The following is a 22,386-nucleotide window of genomic DNA, read 5'->3' on the forward strand; positions in this document are numbered from 1 at the left end:
GTTTCAACATTGTTAAGAAGTAAATTTTGTAAACTTTCGAATGAATTACCCTTTTAATAGGTTAATAGTCTTGTATCTTTAGTTAGCTATTATGATAATAGTAGTGTTAAAATGATAATGTGATGGAATATTCATATATTTCTAAACAAAAATAACCAAACGGGGGATTGACGAATGTCTATTCATGTTAAAAGGTATCAAAAGTTCGTTGCTACAGCAGCCACAGCAGCTTTAGTCGCATCTACACTTCCGATTGCCGCTTCTGCAGCATACAGTGACGTACCAAGTACACTTAAAGCAGCAGTCAATTACGTAACAACCGAAAGTATCTCACAAGGGTATAGCGAATCAACATTTGGAACAAACGATTCATTAAAACGTGGAGATGCGGCAATCATGATTGCTAAAGCAATCGGTCTTAATGTGGCCACCGCACCAAAATCTACTTTCACAGATTTAAATGTACGAGTTGAAGGTTCAGTTAACGCTCTATTTGCAGCTGGAATAATTAATGGGAAAACGAAAACATCTTTCGATCCAGATGCTAAAATCACTCGTGGCGAAATGGCTAAAGTTTTAGCAATTGCATACAAGTTAGATGGCACGGGGGTTAACAACACATTTACAGATGTAAATAATCGCTGGGATTCATATGTAAACGCACTATTAAAAGCTGGTTTGACTGAAGGGAAAACAGACACTACATTTGGTTCAAACTTAGCGGTGACTCGTGGCGAAATGGCTATGTTCCTATATCGTGGTAAAGACATGAACCAAACAACTGACAAAGTAGCACCTACTTTCACTTACACAGGAGCTACATCTATAAATGTTGCACACAATGGCCAATTTGCTGTTCCAGTTGTTACAGCTACTGATAACAAAGATGCTAGCGTTCCCGTTAAAACAACAATTCGTAACAGTGAAGGTGCTGAAATCAGCACGATTAACACAGCTAACTCAGGTACGTACACGATAACATATAGTGCGGAAGATAAAGCTGGAAACAAAGCAACTAACTTAGTGTTAACAGTTACTGTTGCGGCACCAGTAGTGGTTACACCACCAATAACACCCGGTAATCCAAATCCTTTCACACTATCACTAATGCATACAAACGATACACATGCAAATTTGGATAATGTGGCAAAACGCATCACGGCAATAAAAGAAGTGCGCGCTGCGAAGCCAAACGCTCTATTACTTGATGCTGGGGATGTTTTCTCGGGAACTTTATATTTCAATAAGTTCCAGGGAAAAGCAGACTTAGATTTCATGAATTTAGCTAAATACGACATGATGACATTAGGTAACCATGAGTTCGATCTTGGTTCTACTCCAGAAGGTCACAAAGCGCTTGCTGATTTCATCAAAGATGCTGAATTCCCAATTGTCAGCAGTAACGTTGATTTCTCAGCAGATGCTAACTTAAAAGATTTAAAAAATAGCGGCGTTGGAATTAATCCTACAGGCGGCAAAATGTATAACACAGTTATTAAAAATGTAAATGGAGAACGTATTGGATTCTTCGGATTAACAACAGAAGAAACGGCTGAAATTTCAATTGCAAAAGATGTGAAATTTAAAAATTACATTACATCTGCAAACTCAGCTGTAGATGAGTTGACACGTCAAGGTGTAAACAAAATCATCGCAATCACTCACCTTGGCTATGATGACAATCCTGCATTCGACAATGATCTACTTCTTGCGAAATATGTTGATGGAATTGACGTAATCGTAGGCGGTCACAGCCATACAAAATTGGATGCACCAGTTCAAGTAAACTTGGATGAATATGGTGTAGCGAAGAGCCCGACAATTATCGTACAAGCCTACCAATACAGTGAATTCCTTGGAACACTGGATGTAACGTTTGACAAAAACGGAATTGTAACAGGTAAAACAGGTGGATTAATCACGATCTCTTCAAAAACTGAAGATGCTGAAGCGAAAGCTTTGCTGCAACCTTATGCTGATCAAATCGCAACAATTAAACTCGAAGAAACTGGAGCTACAGCTGTTTCAGCTTTAGACAACCCACGATCAAGTGATACCGGTCCAAGTGTTCGTTCAAACGAAACTAAATTAGGTAACTTGATTGCAGACGGTATGCTTTGGAAAGCAAAACAATTCAATCCAAACGTGGTCATATCAATGCAAAATGGTGGCGGTATTCGCGCTCCTATCAACTCTGGTCCAATTACAGTCGGTGAAGTATTAACAACTTTGCCATTCGGTAACACATTGGCAACAATGAACCTTTCTGGTACTGAAATCAAAACAGCTTTAGAGCACAGTGTTAGCCAATCACCGAAAGAAAGCGGTGGATTCTTGCATATTTCTGGTATGAAATTTACTTACGACAGCACACTTGCAGTCGGTAGCCGTGTTACTTCAATGAAAGTTGAAAATACTGACGGTTCATTCTCAGATATTGTTCCAGCAAGCAACTATGTAATCGCGACAAACGCATTTACAGCTAAAGGCGGAGACGGCTACACAGTTTTCAAGAATGCATATGAAGCAGGCCGCGTAACCGACCTTGGCGCTGCTGACTGGGAGAACCTTCGTGACTACGTTAAAAACTTAGGCACAGTCGACCCTCAAATTGAAGGTCGTATCGTAAACACAGCATCAGTAGTTATTCCAGGTCCTTTTACGTTGTCATTGATGCACACCAATGATACTCACGCTCGTTTAGACAATGCTGCAAAACGCTTAACCGCCATTAAAGAAGTTCGTGCAGCAAAACCTGATGCATTGTTACTTGACGCTGGGGATGTCTTCTCTGGAACATTATATTTCAACAAGTTCCAGGGACAAGCGGACCTTGCTTTTATGAATTTGGCCCAATATGATTTCATGACTCTTGGAAATCACGAATTCGATCTTGGCTCATCACCTGATGGCCATCAAGCACTGGCTAATTTTATTAAAGACGCAGAATTCCCGATTGTCTCAAGTAACGTGGACTTTTCGGCAGATGCAAACTTAAAAGATTTGTTCAACGATTCGACTGGTATTGATCCGGTCGGCGGTAAAATGTACAACACGATTATTAAGAATATTAATGGTCAGCGAGTTGGATTCTTTGGTTTGACAACGGAAGAAACAGTTCAAATTTCAAGTGCCAATGATGTGACGTTCAAAAATTACATCACTTCTGCAAATGAAGCAGTAGAAGAACTGGAAAGCCAAGGCGTAAACAAAATCGTGGCAATTACCCACTTAGGTTTTGATGATAATCCTGCCTTCGATAACGATCAATTATTAGCGAAGCATGTAGATGGCATTGATGTAATAGTCGGTGGCCATAGTCATACACAATTAAAAGCTCCTGTCGAAGTGGCAGTAGACGAAAATGGTGTGGCAAAGGACTTAACAATCATCGTACAAGCCTACCAATATGGTGACTTCTTAGGCACGCTGGATGTGACTTTTGATAAATCAGGTATCATTACTGCGCACAATGGACAATTGATCGCAACTGCTGGCAAAGCGGAAGATGCGCAAGCAAAAGAATTGCTTCAACCTTACGCTGATGAAGTTGCCACAATTAAAAATGAACCGACAGGCGCTACTGCACTTGAAGAACTAGCGAACCCACGCCTTGGACCTACTAGTATGGAGAGTGTCCGGGCAAATGAAACAAAACTTGGAAATCTAATCACTGACGGCATGCTTGATAAAGCGAAAGAATATAACTCCAAAGTTGTGATTGCAATGCAAAACGGCGGAGGAATTCGAAATCCAATAGACGCAGGACCAATCACAGTTGGCGAAGTGTTGACTACCCTTCCATTCGGTAATACGCTTGCAACCATGACACTGTCAGGTGCGGAAATCAAAATGGCACTTGAACAAAGCGTCAGTCTAGCACCAGGCGAAAACGGTGGATTCTTGCATATTTCTGGTATGAAATTTACTTACGACAGCCGCCTAGCAGCTGGAAATCGTGTTACTTCGATGAAAGTCAAAAACACAGATGGCTCTTTCTCGGATATCAATTTAACATCTGATTATGTAATTGCGACGAACGCATTCACTGCAAAAGGTGGAGACGGCTTTACAATTTTCAAAAATGCTTACGACCAAGGTCGTGTTACAGATTTAGGTTTATCAGATTGGGAAAATTTACGAGACTATGTTCAAAAATTAGGTACTGTAAATCCACAAATTGAAGAACGTATTTTGGACGATGCTAAAGCTCCTGTTGAACCGACTGGACCATTTGAAGTTACTCCGGAAGAATTTTCTGGATCTGCTGAGACACCAAAAACATTTATTGGCGATGTTATTGTAACCATGGAAAACGCTCAATTACTTCAACATGCAACAATTACAGGCGACCTGGTGCTCAAAGGAACTTCTTCAACTAACTTGTCATTCTTGAACATTCAAGTTGAAGGCAATATGGACCTTTCTGGACTAGATTTAAACAATGTTAGCCTTGATGGCATTCAAGTGGATGGCGACATCATTTTCTAAGCACCCAGAAAAAATTCAAATAGACTGGAGCGTACTTAATGACTTACTTAAAACGTAAAAAGACTAGTCTCCTTGGACTGGTTTTCATCTTATTACTCAGTATGGTCATACCTTACACATTACAAGTGGCAAAAGCCGAAGAAGTTAAGACAGTGTCAGATGCCATTGCCAACAACAGCGGTAAAGCAACCGTTCGCGGCTATATTATCGGACATATTAACAGTGCCACAAATGTCTCCAAAACTAATCTGCCTGACGATTTCAACTTCGCTATTGCAGATCGTGCAGACGAGACAAATGTAAATAACATGCTTTTCGTAGCTGTAACTTCTAGTTTCCGAAGTGATTGGGGATTAAACTCAAACCCTTCACTTATCGGAAAACAAGTTGACATTTCAGGTGACCTGACAGCGTACTTTACAAAGCCTGGTTTGAAAAACCCTTCAGCTATTGCATTTTCAAACATTGAAGAACCAATTGAGGTAACACCGATTACACCAGAAAAAACATTCAATTTCACAAATATACAAACGAATAAAATCACTATCGATGACCCAAGTATTTCCGTTACGATGGACAGTTCTTCGAAAATCACAGAAGGCCTCTTTGTAATAGGAGCATATGGTGAATTTCATGGACAAGGATTCTCGTCGAACAAACTGACACTTAATCCAGTATCTGCAGAAGCAATTTTTGATTTCAAAGGTAATATTGCTTCCAAAGTTGTGGTGGATGGACCGAACGTCAAGGAAATCCGTGGCGCTGAAAACATTCAAGCCCTAACTTTCATTAACGGTGCTAATCCTGAAACAATCGCATATACGAACGTAAAAGGCGAGGTAATTGACTACCCTGCAGATCCGAATGCAAACCATTCACCAATCCTGGCAAATACATTCACGAACAAATCAGTGAAAACAGGTGAAACCATCACCATAAACCTAGCTGAACATTTCACAGATGTGGATAACGATGAGTTAACCTACACGTCTACACTTGGTACAATTACAGATGGCGTATTGACATTATCACTAGCTGAAGGCTCGTATATTGTCGGAGTTACAGCAACTGATGGCGAATTCGAAGTAACAGGAAGCTTCTCAGTAACTGTATCAGATACTGAAATCCCACCTACCGCTGGTGATTATTACAAAGATGCAGAAGGTAAACAAGGTCAAACGCTAAAAACAGCTTTACACGATATCATAAAAAATCACAAAGTCCTATCATATGACGCGGTTTGGGCAGCTCTCCGCGAAACAGACGAGGATCCGAACAACCCGAACAACGTCATCTTGTTCTACTCAAAAGTATCAAGCCCGAAAAGCAATAACGGCGGGAACACAACTAACTGGAACCGGGAACACGTTTGGGCAAAATCACATGGCAACTTCGGCACAAGCAACGGCCCAGGTACTGATATCCATCACTTGCGACCAACCAACGTTCAAGTTAACAGCTCCCGAGGAAACCTTGACTTCGATAACGGCGGAAGTCCAGTAAGTGGCTGTAATGGTTGTTTAAAAACAGGCAGTTCATTCGAGCCACCTGATAGCGTCAAAGGCGACGTTGCTCGCATGCTCTTCTACATGGCAACACGCTATGAAAAAGGAGATAAAGTGGATTTAGAACTGAACAACAATTTAAACAATGGTTCAGCACCATACCATGGTAAACTGTCCATATTGCTACAATGGCACAACCAGGATCCTGTTGATGCATTCGAAGCGAACCGCAACAATGTCATTTACAGCATCCAAGGAAACCGCAATCCTTTCATCGATAACCCACAATGGGTAGAATCAATTTGGAATGCAGCTAATCCAAACGAATTGGAAGAAGCATCATAAACAAGCCTCCTCCCCTTCATCATCATGATGAAGGGGCTTTTTTTGCAATGTAAGACTCAAAATTCTTACCCCCTCCCTCCCTCCCTCTCTGTCGTATTGGACATGCTGCCTATTTACATAGAAGAAACTCATTTCACATATTAAATTTTCCCAAGGATTGTTCCGTTTTTATATTGGAACAATTCTTTTTACAATCTATTGCTACTGTAATTCTTAATAAAATCCGTATGATATTTTTACAATTTTCACACAAAAAATCACACCAGCTTAATATAACCAGTCTACAATGACTTTAGTAGTGAGTAATTAGACTGGGAGGAGAGGTATTTACTGGTTTTTATTTATTTTATTTGAACTATAAAAGAGGAGGAAGAAAGAATGAAGCGCCAAGTAACTAGTTTATTTATTGTATCCGCTGTTTTATCGGGTAGTTTATTTGCTCCCGTAGCAATTAATGAAGCACATGCTGCAGTCGTGCAACAAAATATGACTGTAAAAAAAGAAATGGTCTTAGTTGAGGGTATGGAAAAATCAGTTTCATTTATTGAGATCAACAAGATTAAGCTTCACTCCGTACAAGAATTGGCTAAAATGATGTCTGCTTCCATCACTTACAATCAAAAAACAAAAACATATACGATTACAAAAGGAATCGGGAAAAACAAAAAAACAATCCAGTTAACTCAAAACTCCAATGTTTATGTAGTGAATGGTAAAAAAAGTAAGTTAGGGATTCCAGCAAAGCTAGAACAAAAAACATTATTTGTCCAAGCAACACCCCTCGTTAAAGCATTAGGTGGAGATATATTAACAGATAAAAACCTATTAATCTCTGTAAATGGTAGTTTTAAACTTGGATCTTCCAAATTAATGGTAGACGGTACCGGAAAACAAGTGAATACGTTCACTGTAAACGGCAAACAGCTTTATTCTGTTCAAGATATCTCAAAATTATTTTCTGCAACCACAACAATCGGAAAGAATAATGAAATCACTCTTTCTAAGCAAGGTAAAACTTTGAAATTTAAATTATTAAGCAAGGTATTACAAAATAATGGAACATCCATGAAGTTAGTAGCAAGTCCTGTCCACGTGAAAGGCATTGTTTACGCTGATCTGAACGATATTGTTACTGCATTTGGAGGTGATGTTCAAAAGTTAAATAGCAGTTTATTTGTTGCAACTTCTGGTTTAGTAAGTGGAGATACGTTTGCGCCACAATTCATTAATGAAAAAACACTGTTAGTTACTAATAATGATCGTTCAGTGCTATTAGACACCCAAACTAAAAAAGCAAGCTGGACAATTAATGCAACAGATTTAATTGTTTCACCCAATGGCAAAAAAGCTGTTTATTCGGACGAAACAGGATTTATGCATTTAGTCGACTTTGAAACGAAAATGGATACTGTTGTAAATGCAGAAGATGACTCACTTAAAGTTGAATTTGTTTGGTCATCTGATGGAACAAAGGTTTACTTCCTTCAAGGAGATAAAAACGAAAAAATTTCATATATGACAATTACTGATGGTAAGGTTACAAAAGTTTTTGAAGATAAGCTGACCTACAAGTCGGATTTACATTTATCTTTTGATGGAAAAAAAGTTCTGTATGTAGTGGGTAAAGAAGGAACGACAAAATATACAGATGATGACAAAACAGATGTGGACTCTATCGATTTAACTGGCACTGAGCCTCAGATTTACTCTATAGACCTTGAGAGCAAAGAAGTGAAAGCAGATCAATTGACCACGACGAATGATAATAAAGTTTTCTCTATGTTCCTAAAAAATGCGGGCATCGTGTATTTAAGTGCTAAGACAGATAGTGAAGAGCTTCCAGAGTTAAAGATTTTATATGGAGTGGATGAAACGACTGTACTTGTTAAGAACAAAGACATTATTTCATCTCTGGTAACACCACAAGGAAAACTAGTGATTCTAGTTGCTGAAGAAAACAGCATGAGCACACTTTACGAAGTAAATACAGATACAAAAGGGTTAAGAAAATTAGCTCAAACTAACCTTCAATTAACATCATTCACAACTTCTCCTGACGGTAAGTCACTTGTTGCGACTACACCGGGTGAAGACGGCGAAATTGTGGTTGTATGGAAAAACGGTCAATTTGAAGCATTAACGAAAAATAAAGGAGCGAATAACAAATGAATATCTTGAAACGATTTACAGCAGCGGCACTAGTGGTTGTCGCATCAGTGGGTTTAACTTTTGGTGGAATAACAACAACAGCTCAGGCAGCAACAAGTGGGAAAATCGTCGTTGCAGGTTCTTCTGCTTTATTACCTTTAACACAACAAGCTGCAAAAGAATTTAAAAAAGCTAATCCTAAAGTTTCTATTTCGGTATCAGGTTCTTCTTCAATTGCTGGTCCTCAATCTGTTATGAAAGGTTCAGCAACAATAGGCGCAGCTGACTGGGATGCAACCAAAGCTGTTCCTGGATTCAGCGCATTTGATAGTTTAAAAGCTCACAAAATTGCAGTTATTCCATTTGCAACAATCACTCACAAATCAAATCCGGTAAAAAATTTATCAACAAAACAGCTTCAAGATATTTTTTCAGGGAAAATTAAAAACTGGAAGCAAGTTGGTGGAGACGATTCAGAAATCGTTGTAGTAAATCGTAAACATGGTTCTGGTACACGTGTTAACTATCAAATGAAGGCTTTAGCTGGAAATGATTTTATGTCAAAAGGTGAAAATTATAAAGAAGTTAGCAGTAATGGAGATATGGTTAAAAATGTCGGAGCAAATCCAAATGCTATCGGTTATACAGATTTAGCTTATGTAAAAGGTGATATTAAGGCTCTTAGCTTCAACGGTGTATCTGCAACTACGACAAACGTTGTGAATGGTAACTATAAAATTTGGGGTTATGGATACTTATTGACAAAAGGCACTCCTAAAGGTGCTGAAGCTGCATTTATTAAGTTCATTCAAAGCAGTAAATTCCAAAATGGTTCTTTAAAGAAACTAAAGTTTATTCCTATTAGTGCAATGAATTAAGTTAAATCTATGTTTACCATAAACATAGAAAGCCAGCTCTAATCAGAGCTGGCTTTAAATTAGTTTGGAGGATTTTTATGGCAAAGATCGCACATCCACTACCCACTGTAAATGTTTCATTTGCAAAAAATCAAATGAAGAAAATGAAACTTAACTACTTTAATAATCGATTATTTCAAGTCTTCTGTTTTACTAGCGCACTTTTCATGGGACTTGTTCTTTTCGCTCTTGTTCTTTTTATCGGGCGGACAGGATTTTTAGTCTTTAATGATGTTTCTCTGACTGAATTTCTCTTTTCTACGACTTGGGAGCCTTATGAAGAAAAGTATGGTGCTGCCGTCTTTATCATAGGTACACTTTCTTTGACCGCATTAACCCTGTTGTTTGCTGCACCGATTTCCATAGGACTAGCAATATTCACGGTTGAAATCGCACCAGAATCACTAAAACGTATAATTCGGCCTGTTTTGGATTTACTCGTGGGGATTCCGTCTATTGTCTATGGCTACTTAGGTTTGACCATTCTTTTGCCGTTTTTAAGACAAGTGACTGGAAGTCTGTTAGGAGATGGTTTGTTAGCTGCAGCGATTGTTTTGACGATTATGGTATTACCTACGATTTCAAGAATTAGTGATGATGCGATCACTGCTGTTCCTCGGGAGCTAAGAGAAGCGAGTTATGCTATGGGGAGCACAAGATTTCAAACAGTGTTTGGGATTGTTTTGCCAGCAGCAAAATCGGGGATATTTACTGCAATCATTTTAGGGATGGCTCGGGCCATTGGTGAAACGATGGCTGTTGTTATGGTGATAGGGAATACAGCACAACTACCAACTGATTTGGTCACACCAACCGCTGTACTTACCAGTAATATCGTTAACCAAATCATTGATGTTGAATTTGAATCAACATGGAGTAATGCCTTGTACATGATGGCTTTCATTTTATTAATTATCTCGTCACTTATGATTGTCCTAATCCGCAAACTTCGTCCAAAAGGGGTATAAGTATGAGAAGTGGTATTTCAAACGAACTGATAAAAAATAAAAAATCAAGATACCTTGTTGATCGTATACTGACAATTAGCTTATGGATATTAACAGTGATCGTTCTTTTTCTCATCGCTGCGTTACTTCTATTTATTCTTTCAAAGGGTTTACCAAAATTGACTCCTCACTTTTTCTTTGGATTACCAGATGAAATTTTAGCTGGAGGAGGTGTTGGGCCGTTTCTGATTAACTCCTTTTACGTCTTATTTATTTCATTGGTCATTTCGATTCCAATTGGTGTTGGTTCAGGGATTTATCTATCAGAGTACGCGCCAAATAATCGATTAACTGAATTTATACGAACATGTGTTGAGAGTTTAGCAACCGTACCTTCGATTGTATTTGGATTATTTGGCTATGTTGTATTTGTAGATATCTTTAATATAGGTTTAACCATTTTAGGAGCTGGTGTTGCCTTATCGTTGCTTAATTTACCTGTTATTACACGAGTAACAGAGGTGTCGCTTCAAGCTGTTCCAGCCGAGTTAAGAGAAGCATCCTATGCGTTAGGATCAACCAAATCAAAGTCGATTGTCAATGTAGTCGTTCCTGTGGCCATGGGTGGGATATTAACTGGATTAAGCTTGGCCACCTGCCGTGCTTTCGGTGAATCTGCTGTTATTTTACTTGTTGGTGGAACGGGGACATCGGGGAATATGTGGGACTTTAACTTGCTTTCGCAAGGTGGGACCTTACCTGTCCATCTTTGGTATCTTCAATCAAGCGCGATTGTAGAAGATGCTGCAGATATTGCAGACATGTCTGCAGCGGTTCTAGTGTTAATCGTCTTAATAATTAGTTTAACGATGAGATTTCCACTCTGGTTGAGAGATTACAAAATGAGAAGTCGTATGAAATAGGCAGTAACACCTCATTACTCCATAAAAAAAGCTCCCTCTTAAGGCAGCTGGTTCTTCTTACTATGGATGACAACTTCACTTATGAAGAAGTAACCCATCTTTTGCGTCTAACTAAAGGATGGGTTATTTGTTTCGGGGTAAATGACAGAAATGACACGATTAATGCTGCAAATGTTACCGCAAACATCTTATCAAGACTAATCTTAAAAATTTAAGTTTCTCTAATTCTTCCTAACATCCTTCTTACGCTAACCTGCTGCGTTAGTTTAACAAGAGTTTATTAACAAATCTTGTGTAGCACTTTTTTTAAAAAAATAGTTCGGAAAATAAACTACTTAATATTTTTATTACTTTCTAATTGTTTTTGAATACCTGACCTATCAATCTGAATCCAATACTCTGCAATTTTTTCATTTTCTATTTTATATACAGCACTCGCAATTTCAATTACTGGCAGACCCGTTGGGGGAAAACCATCGATTTCTCCTACGTGTTTACCTACTTGTTTCCAACGTACATATACTTTATTTCCTTGTACTAAAAATTCTTGAATTTCTAAAGAAAAATTACCATATGCTTCAATCATTTCTCTTACGTGTTCAGCATAATCTTTAGGTGTCCTCAAAACTGTTTGTTCTACTTCAGATACAATTTGATGTGCCAATACTTGTTCTGCCATTAATTGATTTGAGTAATCAGGATTATTACCTGAACGTACTTCTTCAAAAAATTCTCTAACAATTTGTTCTGGTGTCATTTAAAAACCCCCTTGTTAATAAATTCAAAACTAATAATATCATAGGTGATTTTATTCTAACTATTAAACTAGCGAGTGCGTTAGTTTAACAAGAAAAAAGAGCCGTCTATGCAGCTCATTGATCTTCTACTAACGCACCCGATAGTTTAAGTGTAATACTTCACAATTCCCTCCAGAATAAATAAAAATGGCGAGAAAAATGTCACAGGAAGGTGTATTACTCCTTAACTTCACCATTAATTTAAATGGATAATTTCCCAATTAATAAAGGGTCCCCCCTGCTACTTAATCAAGAACATCTCCCCTTTTTCATCAAATGCATGCTTAAAATCAAATGCAAAAGGAGTGGGACCATGCTGAATATAATAGTTGTATCTCTTGAATGCCTCCTCCCATGAGACATCATTAACCTTTTCTGTCCACCAAACTACATAAGAAAGGTGTTTCTTTGGATACGGCTCGATCCATCTGCTTCTATCTCGTAATGCTTGCATATGCTGTCCTGAATAGGTAAAGCGATATAAGGATTGAAGGCTTCTCCATACTGTTAGTGTAAGAATAGGAGAACCAATTCCCTTTACGGTTTCTTCAGGGAAAGGGACTCCTTCAGGTGAAAACGCCTCAATAAGTCCTGACTTAGTTGCCTGACGATATACTTCATTTCCCACTTGAAAAAATTCACGAGAGGCAGGGTGGTCATTGTGGTGGTTTAGCCTACCAACAGTATAGATTGAAACTAATGCCATAAACAGCCCTCCATCTATAGTCTTTTCCTAGATATATTCAAGTAAAAATGTGAAAATTCCTTCTTCAGCTAACCTGCCTCGTTAGTTGAAGAAGAAATACGATCTGTAACATATCTATTCTATCGCTGAACGAGTGTGCTGCATGCACTCCTAGTAGACATAACACCCGGATTGGGAAGTATTCGATTTCATTACTCCATAAGAAAAGCTGCCCTTTAAAGGCAGCTGGCTTCACATTTGTATATATACCAACTGACATAATGTTAAATAAAAAAATCGTCCGTTCTATCGGACGATTTTTTCTTATTGTGCTACTTCGCTGGCAATGCTTGATTCTGCTAAGCCAACTTCTTTAAGTACCTCATTTAATTCAGCTTCAGCCTCTTCAAATTTAGCATTTGCCTCATCTAATACAACGTCACCTTCTGCAGCTAATGCGTCTGCTTTCATTGTATAAGCTTCTTGCATTTTGTTTAATGCTGAGTCAATTGTTTCTTGGTGATCTTTTAATTCAGCAGGAACTTCTAATTCTTCTACTTTAACCGCAGTATTTGCAGCAGCTGTTTTTGCAGCATCCCGCATTTTTTTTAGCTCAGCAGCTTCTGGAGGTGCTTCTACATCTACATTTTCAAAAGCATTTAGATCTGCATCTACAGCATTAATAGATTGAGAGATTGATAAGTAAAACTTCATCATATCTCCAGCAGGGTTCGCTTTTTCTTCAGATGCAGTTTCTTCAGATTTAGTTCCTACAGTCGTTGTAACTTTTTTCTCTTCTTTGTCTTCTTTGTCTTCAGTACAAGCTGCAAGCACTAAAGAAAGTGAAGCAATAAGCAATAATAGTTTTTTCATCATTCAATCTCCTTTAATCTTGGGAATATTTAGTTATATTACCACAGATAAACTCCCTTGTAAATGAATTACCAAATAATTCGCCATTTAGTAACGTTTTCAAAGATCTTATAAAGACCGATTCAATCACTGAACCGAAGGGTTTTGTTCAGTAAATCAGGAGTTAATGAACACCCTATATTTACAGTGTTTTGTGAGGTTAATTCTTTTATTAATGTTCAAGAACTCGTTCAATAATCTAAGTTCAGTAACCTATACGACACCTAAGTATAGTTACACGATTAAATCTAGGCCATAAGAAAAAACCGCCTTGTAAGGCTGTCGGTTATTCAACTAAAGCGCCCGTTAGTTGAATATGAAAAAAGCAATTTATCACATATTAAATTTAGGAGTCTTCATTAATCTTTGGAAAAAGTAGTCCCGTCCAGTCGGAATTGGCTGATGGCTGCTTTATAGCAAGCTGCATCACCAGTGAAGCATCGATTCCAGGAGTCGTTGCAGTAGGCGATTTATTGAAACATGACTGCATTTAATTTGATTGCAGGTACATTTCAAGACGCAGCCAACACCATTAACAAAGTTAAGCAATACATCCAACCGGATGCTGCTAGTCTGGGGATGATTTCATCTCACAATGAGGTCTTTAAAACTCGTAATAAAGAATTAATAAAAGATTTGATTAAAGAAAAATACAAGTTTGAATGAACCACGAAAATGCATCAAAGAAGAATGTATTCACTTACACATAGCCTTTCACACTTAGCAGACTGTATTTTCTCTTGAAGCGTTCCAAGATTTTCGTCCAGCTTGCCCCGAAAACTAAAATGAAAAATACATTCGATAATCCATGCGCCAAATCGAAATAGATGCTGGAGACATAGACACCGACAAAAAATTCCCTTGTCAAAATCTCCATGTTGCTTACAATGATCCACATGTTCATGAACCAACCGAATAAATATCCCCAAAGGAACCCGAAGATGCACTTACCCCACATTTTCTTCATCCACCAAACGTTACGCAACAGACCGGCACTCATCCCAAGCATTCCCCACGCATACATTTGCCATGGAGTCCAAGGTCCTTGTCCCAAGAAGATGTTGGAAACGACCGCTGCGACAGCCCCTACGATGAAGCCCGATTCCGCCCCGAAAACAAGACCGGCCATCATGATGACGAATGAGGTGGGCTGGACACTGGGCAGGCCCGCAAAAGGAACGCGGCTAACCGCCGCAATGGCCGCGAGCATCGCCAAAATGACGATTTCCCGCCCTGCCAATTCCCTGAATTCAAAACGGGAAAAGAAGGGGAGCATGGTACACGCGATAATCGCAAGGCTCAGCAGCAGATAGGCATTGTAATCGAAATAAACGATGGAAACAATGAGCATGGTGAGCACAATAAAAGAAGCGGCCATCAAGTAAATGTGGGAGCGGGCCATGTTTCGATCGCCTCCTCTAACGTAAGTGCTTCATATACATTGCTTGACCTTGTCGCCCGGTTGATTGCCGTGGTGTAGAAGTAATTCCCTTTGAATAATTGATCCGCCGTGCCGGCAACCGTTATTTCCCCATCAAACATGATAGCGCATCTTTGTGCATTCCGGGCAGCGAACTCGATGTCATGCGTCACCATCATGATGGTCAATCCTTCACGATGGAGCCTATAGAGCACTTCGGAAAAGCGCTTTTTCGAGATGGGATCCAGCCCTTTTGTCGGTTCATCGATGAACAGGATATCAGGAGAGCCAATCAGCATGCAGGCAAGTGCCGCCCTTTGTATTTCTCCGCCTGAGCAATCATACGGATGGCGATCCCGCAGATGTGTGATATTGAATGCCTTCATCAATTCCTCCATTTTGGCAGTGCCGTTTTTCACATCGTGTCGCACGACCGCTTCTTCCAATTCCTTCACAATGGTATCATGGACGAAATAGGTCCGTGGATTTTGGGGAAGGTAGGCCATTCTTTCATACAGTTTCCTGCCCTTCAGCTTACTTACTTCCATTCCTTCATAGCATACTGTTCCCCGTTTCGGCTTGATGCTTCCAATGCACGCCTTCATAACAGTGGATTTTCCTGAACCGTTCCCTCCGACCAATGCAAAGAATTCCCCTTTGAAAATATCCAGCGAAAGACTTTTCAAGATCATCGATCCTTTTTTCTCGTATTGGAAATATACATCCTTCATTTCCAGTACCCGCTGCCTCCCAGTTCCCTTAGTGGCATCGGCATCCGCAACTTCAAGTGCAGGATATACCGGCAGTGTTCGGATCCACTCTTTGCTTTCCTTCACGTTCAATGGTATGCCATCCAGTCTTGGCCAAACTTCTTTTTCCATATAAAGCCTAGATATTGAAGGTACGTAAGGGATGAATCGTTCGTCTCCCCGCGCATATAGTTCGGTGATGACCGCTTTGCTGTTTCCATCATAAACGATTTTCCCGTCCTCCATCATAAGTACCCGATCCGCAACCCCGAACAGTTCTTCCAACCGATGTTCGACAAGAATGACCGTCATGCCCATTTCCTTGTTCAACCTTTCCAGAATGAGAATCAACTCTTTGGCCGCAATCGGATCAAGCTGGGAAGTCGGTTCATCCAGTAGCAGCACCTTGGGCTTCAATAACAGAACGGAAAGCAAATTCAGCATCTGCTTCTGGCCACCGGATAGTTCCGATGGCTTCAATCTCAGCAATCCTTCCACTCCAAAAAAATGGACCATCTCTGCAACCCTTTTGCGCATTTCGAAATTCGAGTAGCCCAGATTTTCCAAGCCGAACACAATTTCCTGCATCACTTCATCCATGACGATTTGATTGTCGGGATCTTGAAAAACAAGGCCAATTTGTTCAATCAATAACCTTTCTTCCCAGTCCTCCAAACGCTTTCCTTCGTAATAGATTTCCCCTTTCCTCCTGCCTGCAGGGGCAAGCTCTTTTTTCAAAAGACGCAGCAATGTCGTCTTGCCGCAGCCGCTCGGGCCGCATAGCACTACAAATTCCCCTTCCCTCACACTTAAATGGATATCCTTCAGCGCTTTCCATTCCATGTCGGGAAAGCCGAATGTCATTTCTTCTATACGGAAAATTTCCACTTCAATTGTTCTCTCCCTTCAACGAGCAATGGAAATGATACCAATAACATCATACAAATAAGCAGGACCCAATCCAGGAAATAAAGGTGCAATGTCCCCAGAGCTGGATAGATAATGATTTTGCCGTACCCAAGCATCCCGCCTGTTACACATAGCGCAAAAAGAGCAGTCATTGTCACGAGCCACCCCTTATCCCGTTTGTTCATTCTGTAGGGAATATAAGGATTCCGCTTGCCCGTCCCGTATCCCCTCGCCTTCATTGAATCCGCCGTGTCCAATGATTCTTGCAAGGACCATGTCAACAAAATCTGCAGCATGGTCATCCCATTTCCCACTCGCTCCCATACGGTTCCTGTCGAGGCTGTCGTCCCTTTGATGCGCTGCACGTCGCTTATTTCATCCAGCCTTCTTTTCAAAAGGGGGACGAAACGGATGGCCAGCATGGTCAAAAAGGCGGTTCTTGGCAAGAATGAAGAAAAAACGAACAGAAATTTATTGCCGTTCAAAATGATGTTGAATGAAATGAACATCAGCAGGATCATGACAATCGACTGCGCCATTACGACACCGTACATCGTGGCTTCCAGGGTAACCTGCTTCCCTCGAAAGTAGAAGAAAATGTGCGTACCCCTCGAATTCAACAATGGATTCAAGACAATAATGGCAACGCTCATCCAGACGAGTGATGGAATCCATTTCCTGAGCGCTTTGCCGCCGCCATGGGCAAGATTGGCCCCAAACAGCAGCAAGCACGCCACAAGCAGAAATGCTGGATGATTGAAATACATGGCGAGAAAGCCGACACATAAATAATAGAAGAAAACCACGAATGGGTGGCAGCTGCGAAAGCCACTTTCCATATTTGTACACCTTCTTTCATTTAACGTTTCTCATGCAGAAAACCGGCCGCATTGCACTGGCCGGTTTTCGCTTGGCTGAATTAACGGCGAAAAGGTTTCAGGTCGGCTTTCAGGTCCTCCCCAAGACTGGTCGTATAGAGCCATTCGACATGATCATCCACCATTAACGGGACCGTGCCTGCCCCACGATCCGGAAATACCCCATTTACACGGTACATCCAGCCGCTCCCCTGTCCACGATCAAATTCATAGACATTGGCGATACCTTCCACGTAAGCACTGGCGCCTTTCCCGCCACGGTAATCCATTTGGATTTTATGTTTTTTCGTGATTTGGATCAATGCGTCCAGTACGGTATCCCCTTCCTTGAATTCCATTTTTACAGGAGTCAGAGGGACCTCACTTGACGAGATGACGATTGAGAAGACGATTGTGGATGCTTGCTCTTCAGGTTCCTTTTCTTTTTCAGCGGGGCTTTCCACAGGCGGTGCCGGTGGCTTGGAAGGGACCTGTACGGGTGCTGCCGTTTTTGGGAGATTGCCGGCAGTGGCGTTTGAAGGTTGCTTGCCATCTTCCCCTAAAGGCCCTGACGTATGATTTTCGGCTTGTCCTGGCTGCTTTTTAGCCTGCTCCTTTGCATGAGTAGGCTGCTGCACTTCTTTCTTTGCCGACGCAACCGTTTTTTCCTGCTCATTTTCCACCCGTACCTTGGTTTCTCCTGCTTTTTCTTGCTCTTCCTTGCGGGAATCCGTTATTGATTCTTCAGAGATGCCCTCGTTCTCTTCTACGGGTTCCTGTTCCGTCAGCTCCTCGCTTGCATCCGTTTCCTGGCTGCTCTGCGGTTTTTCCAGCCCTGTCGGTTTCTGCAGTGACGATCCGCATGCGCCCAGCAAAAGAACCAATACAAAAGCGGCGGCCAAATTTCCGAAGAACTTCACATGGTTCCTCAACGATAGTCCCCCTTTACTTACATTCTTTGAATTGAATGTCCTCCATATTGCAGACAATCCAGCACCTTAGTGGAGGAATGCTGGACCGTCCTTGAAATACGATATTTAATGTGAACACTTGATAAAATGAACGCGACACTGTTTATTTCTTGTTGTTCAGTGAACGGGAAAGGAACACGGCAAAATGCGCGCGGGAGACAGACCCTTTAGGATCGAAATTTCCGTTCCCATTCCCAAGCGTGATACCATTTTGATATAAAATTTCTGCATCTTTCCGATGTGCATCCGACACACTGTCCAGATCAGCCAATTTCACTTTTTCATTTGTGGCTTTCAATCCAAAAGCTCTGACAAGCACGGAAGCCATTTGTTCACGATTCAGTTTTTCACCAGCACCGAAAGTTTCCCCGATCCCCTGACCTCTGAAAATGCCTGCCGCTTTCGCAGCATGTGCGGCTTCATAGAATACGCTAGATTTGGCTACATCCTTGAATCCTGCCGGCGACTCCGGAGCTTTCAAATCCAGTGCTCTGGCAAATAAAATCGCCGCTTCCCCTCGGTTCAATTCTAGGTTTGGCTTGAACGTCCCATCCAAGAAGCCAGCAATTACACCTTTTTCAGCAAGCTCCTGTATTTCTTTTTCCCCAAAAGATCCTTTCTTGACATCCGGGAATGAAAGATTCGGGGCCGATGCCTTTACGTCTCCCATATCATACAGGCCGGTTTTGCCAGTTTTGAGACGGTCATAGGCGACCAAAGCCATCATCCCTTGCTGGGTGGCCATGTAGTTGCTTTCCGCGCCTTTCGTATGGGAAATCCCCCCGTCCATATTGACAAAGGTTTGAAGTGCCGAAAGCAAATCGCCTTTCTCTTTCTTGAAGCGATTGTCTTCCAAGTCAATCCCAAGACTTGACAGCGCAATGATTACTTGCGAAACGCTTTCACTGTTGACTGATCCTGCCGACTGGAATCCACCTTCAGCCAGTTGTTGCTTGGACAGCCAATCCAATCCTTTATTCGTTGCATCCTTTGCTTCTTTCGTTTGCTGGTATTTCGCTAGAGCTTGCAGCGCCATGGCAGTCATGTCGATATCACTTGCAGCTCCATCCGTCAGCGGAAAGCCACCATCGCCGTTCTGTTCCGCAAGCAGCCAATCCACCAGCTTTGCTTTCGTCCATACCGCATTCGCAGGAACTTCGTAATTTTTTGAGTCCAAGGCAAGCAAAGCGAAAATGACACCGTTTGTCCCTTGCATCGTCATGCGTTCATTGTTGTAGATTTTTTCAATGAAGTCATATCCCGCGATATTTCTCGGATTTTTCCCGATCGAGGTGATGGCCAACGCCATCCGCTCATAGTCGGTGACTTTCCTGAACTCTCCTTTTTCCGCCTTTACATAGCTCTCGAACGCAGCGTAGTAAGAAGCTGGAACTTTTTGAGCCGCCCTCGCCAAACCAAGTACATCCCAATCGATGAAATGATCATAATTAGTGAAATCACGGGTTTTTTCGATCCATTTTGCTGCATTGGCAATTGATTTTTGTATCTCGATCTGGTTGTTTCCATTGCTATTGCCGTTTCCGGGACTGCCGCCCCCTCCGTTATCCGGAATATTTCCTTGTCCTAGATCATGCCCAAGATCCTTCGTATATTGCCAGCGGAGAACATCTCCGTCTTTCAACACATAGTTCCCTGCACTGTATTCCGGGAAGGTTCCGTTGACCGAATACATCCAACCACTTTGTGAACCATGGTCAAACTCCCCAAGATTTTCTATCGCCTGAACGTAAAGCCCAGCCCCGGATCCAATATAATCAATGGATACCCCTTTTTGGTCGGCCACTCTTTTCAATAATGTGAACGCAGTATCACCATTTTGCAGTGCCACTTCCATAGGCACGATGATATCTCCCAGACCTATTGTGCGCTTCTCGACGGACAGTGTGACCGTTTTGTCCGACGGGATGGCACCGCTGTCGGGGTCTTCCTCAATGATGATCTTACTTGATTGGCGCAGGAGCCTTGGATAACTACCGTTAATGTCTTTCGTGACCTTCAGCTCATACGTCCCGACCCTTGCTTTTTCACCAGGTATGCGTGCGACTCCGTTGGCATCCGTTCTGAATGTCTCCCCATTGAAGTGGATGGCCGCGTCCTTGATCTTCGCTACCTCGTTCTCTTTTTCCAGTTCCCAGGAACGGTTGTACACATTGTATTCTGCCGTCACCGTAACTTCAATTTCATCGCCTTCAAGTAATTTCGGCGCAATTGAAATGTTTGGGCGGAGGGTCAATTCCTCCACTTCATCGGCTATATCGATATCTTGGTAAATGTCCCCCACGTTCCCGTAAAACCAGACGATTTCATCTCCGTCTTCAATCGGGTACTCTCCGACAGACACACCCGGATAGTCATCATTCACTATATACTGCCAGCCATCCCAGGCCCCGAACGTCGCTTGTTCCTCTGGCCCTATTTTGGCAATATAGGAACTCGATCCTTCAAACGGGATGCTTGCTTCGGCAAGCGCCTGCTCCGTCGCATCGAAAGCATCGGCGGCTTCCATGAATGTCTCCACTTGGACATCTTTATTCATGAGTAGCGTATCGTTGATTCCTTCCACTCTTACCGAGACATTCGTTTGCTTGTCCAGTTCTTGCTCCTTGTAGTCTTTCAGCCGCACGAAAGTCGACTTTCCTGCAACGGCATCAGAGATGGCAAGCAATCCTTGCTCGGTTGCCAACTGCCAGGAGCCCAAAGTGTTCTCCTGCCAAGTAAATCTGCCATCAGCCATTTGATAGCGGTCCACAAATCGTTCAATCAGGTTGACCGATCCGAGCTGCGTCGTTTCCATGGTCCACTTTTCCGAGAAGAGGTCCTCGCCTACCGCCGCCAAGCCATTGATGATAGGCGCGACGCTATTGGAGTTTTCCCCGAACATCTGCCCCATGACTTCGCCCGTGGCTTTGTTCCGGTTGTCATGTATCCCTTGGACCGCCTTGTCGACAGCGGCTTTCACATCCGGCCGGTCCAAATGTGGGGCTAGGGCGATCAGTATCCACCCTGTCACATCGGAATCGCCAAAGTATCCTGTCGTGGCATTTTGCTTACTCAATATATATTGGATATGTTTATCCTGGTCATACTCCGCTTCCATCAGATCAAGCGCGACCATTGCCCAAGGCTCTCCCCAAATAGTAAAGAAAGATCCGTTCTCTTTCTGCTTCGCAACTAAATCATGCACAATGTCCCGTGTCCCGAATTTATATGGGTTTTTGCCCAAAACGATGGAACCGATAACAATTCCTGCATCCTCGTTCGAGGAAGTAGTCACCTTTTCCTTGCCGACGGTCCAATAAGACGCTGGATTCCATGGGGAAGCATTTTCTTTCCATGGAACGTCGTTTTCCAAGTCCGTCCCTGCACCCCATAAAGCGGACATCAGCCAATAATTGCTATGTGAAGTCCCTTTGGAATAGTCAGGGGGGTTCTGTATGTAGTAGTTTTTCGTTTTCTCGATTGCTTGTTCCACTTTTGCTCTTATCTCGGCGCTACGGTCGGTTTGTGTCGACTGCGTTTGTGTATTAATTTGCCCTTCGGCAAGCTGGCCTCTCGTCTCCTGAGGCAGCGAAGCATTTCCGCTTTCCCCTATGGCTCCTGCCTGGATCGGTGAAATCAAGGACCCGAGCATAATCAATGCCAATAATGCAGGAAGAAGGCGTCGCAATTTCTGTGTGTAGGTAGTCAAGTGATGATTCTCCATTTCTCATAGAATTTTTGATTAACGTGTTGTTGCGGTTCCGTGAAATCCTCCCTTTTTCGAAATCAAACAAAAAAAGCGCTTACCCC

The 22,386-nt window shown here is 41.8% G+C and carries 15 protein-coding genes; 7 read left to right on the plus strand and 8 right to left on the minus strand.

Annotated features, from left to right (window positions below; all coding sequences use genetic code 11):
* Positions 1-174 precede the first annotated feature (174 nt).
* From HMPREF1210_RS18405 to pstA, 6 genes are all read left to right on the plus strand, one after another.
* Positions 175-4,491 (plus strand): 5'-nucleotidase C-terminal domain-containing protein, encoded by a 4,317-nt coding sequence (locus tag HMPREF1210_RS18405; RefSeq protein ID WP_016428135.1) that lies wholly within the window; start codon positions 175-177, stop codon positions 4,489-4,491.
* A 38-nt stretch (positions 4,492-4,529) separates the two neighbouring features.
* Positions 4,530-6,341, plus strand: a complete 1,812-nt coding sequence (locus tag HMPREF1210_RS18650; RefSeq protein ID WP_016428136.1) for an endonuclease — start codon at positions 4,530-4,532, stop codon at positions 6,339-6,341.
* Between the two features lie 378 nt (positions 6,342-6,719).
* A complete protein-coding gene (locus HMPREF1210_RS07970) occupies positions 6,720-8,510 on the plus strand; it encodes a stalk domain-containing protein (protein ID WP_016428137.1) in 1,791 nt (596 codons plus the stop codon).
* Positions 8,507-9,367, plus strand: a complete 861-nt coding sequence (locus HMPREF1210_RS07975; RefSeq protein ID WP_016428138.1) for a phosphate ABC transporter substrate-binding protein — start codon at positions 8,507-8,509, stop codon at positions 9,365-9,367. Before HMPREF1210_RS07970 ends, HMPREF1210_RS07975 begins: the two co-directional genes overlap by 4 nt.
* 77 nt (positions 9,368-9,444) lie before the next feature.
* Positions 9,445-10,374 carry a phosphate ABC transporter permease subunit PstC gene (pstC, locus tag HMPREF1210_RS07980; RefSeq protein ID WP_016428139.1) on the plus strand — a complete coding sequence of 310 codons (930 nt, stop codon included), beginning with the start codon at positions 9,445-9,447 and terminating at the stop codon, positions 10,372-10,374.
* A gap of 2 nt (positions 10,375-10,376) precedes the next feature.
* Complete coding sequence (pstA, locus tag HMPREF1210_RS07985) at positions 10,377-11,276, plus strand: phosphate ABC transporter permease PstA (protein ID WP_016428140.1); 900 nt, start codon at positions 10,377-10,379, stop codon at positions 11,274-11,276.
* Between the two features lie 331 nt (positions 11,277-11,607).
* Here pstA and HMPREF1210_RS07990 read toward each other — a convergent pair whose 3' ends face one another.
* From HMPREF1210_RS07990 to HMPREF1210_RS08000, 3 genes are all read right to left on the minus strand, one after another.
* On the minus strand, positions 11,608-12,033 hold the full coding sequence (locus tag HMPREF1210_RS07990; RefSeq protein ID WP_016428141.1) for an ester cyclase: 426 nt from the start codon (positions 12,031-12,033) through the stop codon (positions 11,608-11,610).
* A 281-nt stretch (positions 12,034-12,314) separates the two neighbouring features.
* Positions 12,315-12,779, minus strand: a complete 465-nt coding sequence (locus HMPREF1210_RS07995; RefSeq protein WP_016428142.1) for a DUF3291 domain-containing protein — start codon at positions 12,777-12,779, stop codon at positions 12,315-12,317.
* Positions 12,780-13,082: 303 nt separating this feature from the next.
* Complete coding sequence (locus HMPREF1210_RS08000; protein WP_036659453.1) at positions 13,083-13,631, minus strand: hypothetical protein; 549 nt, start codon at positions 13,629-13,631, stop codon at positions 13,083-13,085.
* Between the two features lie 519 nt (positions 13,632-14,150).
* Between HMPREF1210_RS08000 and HMPREF1210_RS08005 the strand changes: the two genes are divergently transcribed.
* The gene (locus HMPREF1210_RS08005; protein WP_016428144.1) at positions 14,151-14,336 is read left to right on the plus strand and encodes a hypothetical protein; all 186 of its coding nucleotides are present in this window, start codon (positions 14,151-14,153) and stop codon (positions 14,334-14,336) included.
* A 34-nt stretch (positions 14,337-14,370) separates the two neighbouring features.
* Here HMPREF1210_RS08005 and HMPREF1210_RS08010 read toward each other — a convergent pair whose 3' ends face one another.
* The 5 genes from HMPREF1210_RS08010 to HMPREF1210_RS17310 form a co-directional block, all read right to left on the minus strand.
* The gene (locus HMPREF1210_RS08010; protein ID WP_016428145.1) at positions 14,371-15,072 is read right to left on the minus strand and encodes an ECF transporter S component; all 702 of its coding nucleotides are present in this window, start codon (positions 15,070-15,072) and stop codon (positions 14,371-14,373) included.
* Entirely contained in the window at positions 15,048-16,703 is a 1,656-nt protein-coding gene (locus tag HMPREF1210_RS08015) for an ABC transporter ATP-binding protein (RefSeq protein WP_036659812.1), read from the minus strand. The genes HMPREF1210_RS08010 and HMPREF1210_RS08015 overlap by 25 nt, the downstream gene beginning before the upstream one ends.
* A gap of 5 nt (positions 16,704-16,708) precedes the next feature.
* Positions 16,709-17,587: an energy-coupling factor transporter transmembrane component T gene (locus HMPREF1210_RS08020; RefSeq protein ID WP_016428147.1), complete on the minus strand. Its 879-nt coding sequence runs from the start codon at positions 17,585-17,587 to the stop codon at positions 16,709-16,711.
* A gap of 80 nt (positions 17,588-17,667) precedes the next feature.
* Complete coding sequence (locus tag HMPREF1210_RS17305; protein ID WP_051123197.1) at positions 17,668-18,537, minus strand: DUF4430 domain-containing protein; 870 nt, start codon at positions 18,535-18,537, stop codon at positions 17,668-17,670.
* Between the two features lie 142 nt (positions 18,538-18,679).
* Positions 18,680-22,285: a DUF4430 domain-containing protein gene (locus tag HMPREF1210_RS17310; RefSeq protein WP_016428149.1), complete on the minus strand. Its 3,606-nt coding sequence runs from the start codon at positions 22,283-22,285 to the stop codon at positions 18,680-18,682.
* Positions 22,286-22,386 lie beyond the last annotated feature (101 nt).

The organism is Paenisporosarcina sp. HGH0030 (assembly GCF_000411295.1).
In the GTDB taxonomy this organism is placed as follows: domain Bacteria; phylum Bacillota; class Bacilli; order Bacillales_A; family Planococcaceae; genus Paenisporosarcina.

What these genes read in the sequence shown, in the direction of transcription:
- HMPREF1210_RS18405 (WP_016428135.1), top strand. Translation starts at nt 175, where the DNA reads ATGTCTATTCATGTTAAAAGGTATCAAAAGTTCGTTGCTACAGCAGCC.
- HMPREF1210_RS18650 (WP_016428136.1), top strand. Translation starts at nt 4,530, where the DNA reads ATGACTTACTTAAAACGTAAAAAGACTAGTCTCCTTGGACTGGTTTTC.
- HMPREF1210_RS07970 (WP_016428137.1), top strand. Translation starts at nt 6,720, where the DNA reads ATGAAGCGCCAAGTAACTAGTTTATTTATTGTATCCGCTGTTTTATCG.
- HMPREF1210_RS07975 (WP_016428138.1), top strand. Translation starts at nt 8,507, where the DNA reads ATGAATATCTTGAAACGATTTACAGCAGCGGCACTAGTGGTTGTCGCA.
- pstC (WP_016428139.1), top strand. Translation starts at nt 9,445, where the DNA reads ATGGCAAAGATCGCACATCCACTACCCACTGTAAATGTTTCATTTGCA.
- pstA (WP_016428140.1), top strand. Translation starts at nt 10,377, where the DNA reads ATGAGAAGTGGTATTTCAAACGAACTGATAAAAAATAAAAAATCAAGA.
- HMPREF1210_RS07990 (WP_016428141.1), bottom strand. Translation starts at nt 12,033, where the DNA reads ATGACACCAGAACAAATTGTTAGAGAATTTTTTGAAGAAGTACGTTCA.
- HMPREF1210_RS07995 (WP_016428142.1), bottom strand. Translation starts at nt 12,779, where the DNA reads ATGGCATTAGTTTCAATCTATACTGTTGGTAGGCTAAACCACCACAAT.
- HMPREF1210_RS08000 (WP_036659453.1), bottom strand. Translation starts at nt 13,631, where the DNA reads ATGAAAAAACTATTATTGCTTATTGCTTCACTTTCTTTAGTGCTTGCA.
- HMPREF1210_RS08005 (WP_016428144.1), top strand. Translation starts at nt 14,151, where the DNA reads ATGACTGCATTTAATTTGATTGCAGGTACATTTCAAGACGCAGCCAAC.
- HMPREF1210_RS08010 (WP_016428145.1), bottom strand. Translation starts at nt 15,072, where the DNA reads ATGGCCCGCTCCCACATTTACTTGATGGCCGCTTCTTTTATTGTGCTC.
- HMPREF1210_RS08015 (WP_036659812.1), bottom strand. Translation starts at nt 16,703, where the DNA reads ATGACATTCGGCTTTCCCGACATGGAATGGAAAGCGCTGAAGGATATC.
- HMPREF1210_RS08020 (WP_016428147.1), bottom strand. Translation starts at nt 17,587, where the DNA reads ATGGAAAGTGGCTTTCGCAGCTGCCACCCATTCGTGGTTTTCTTCTAT.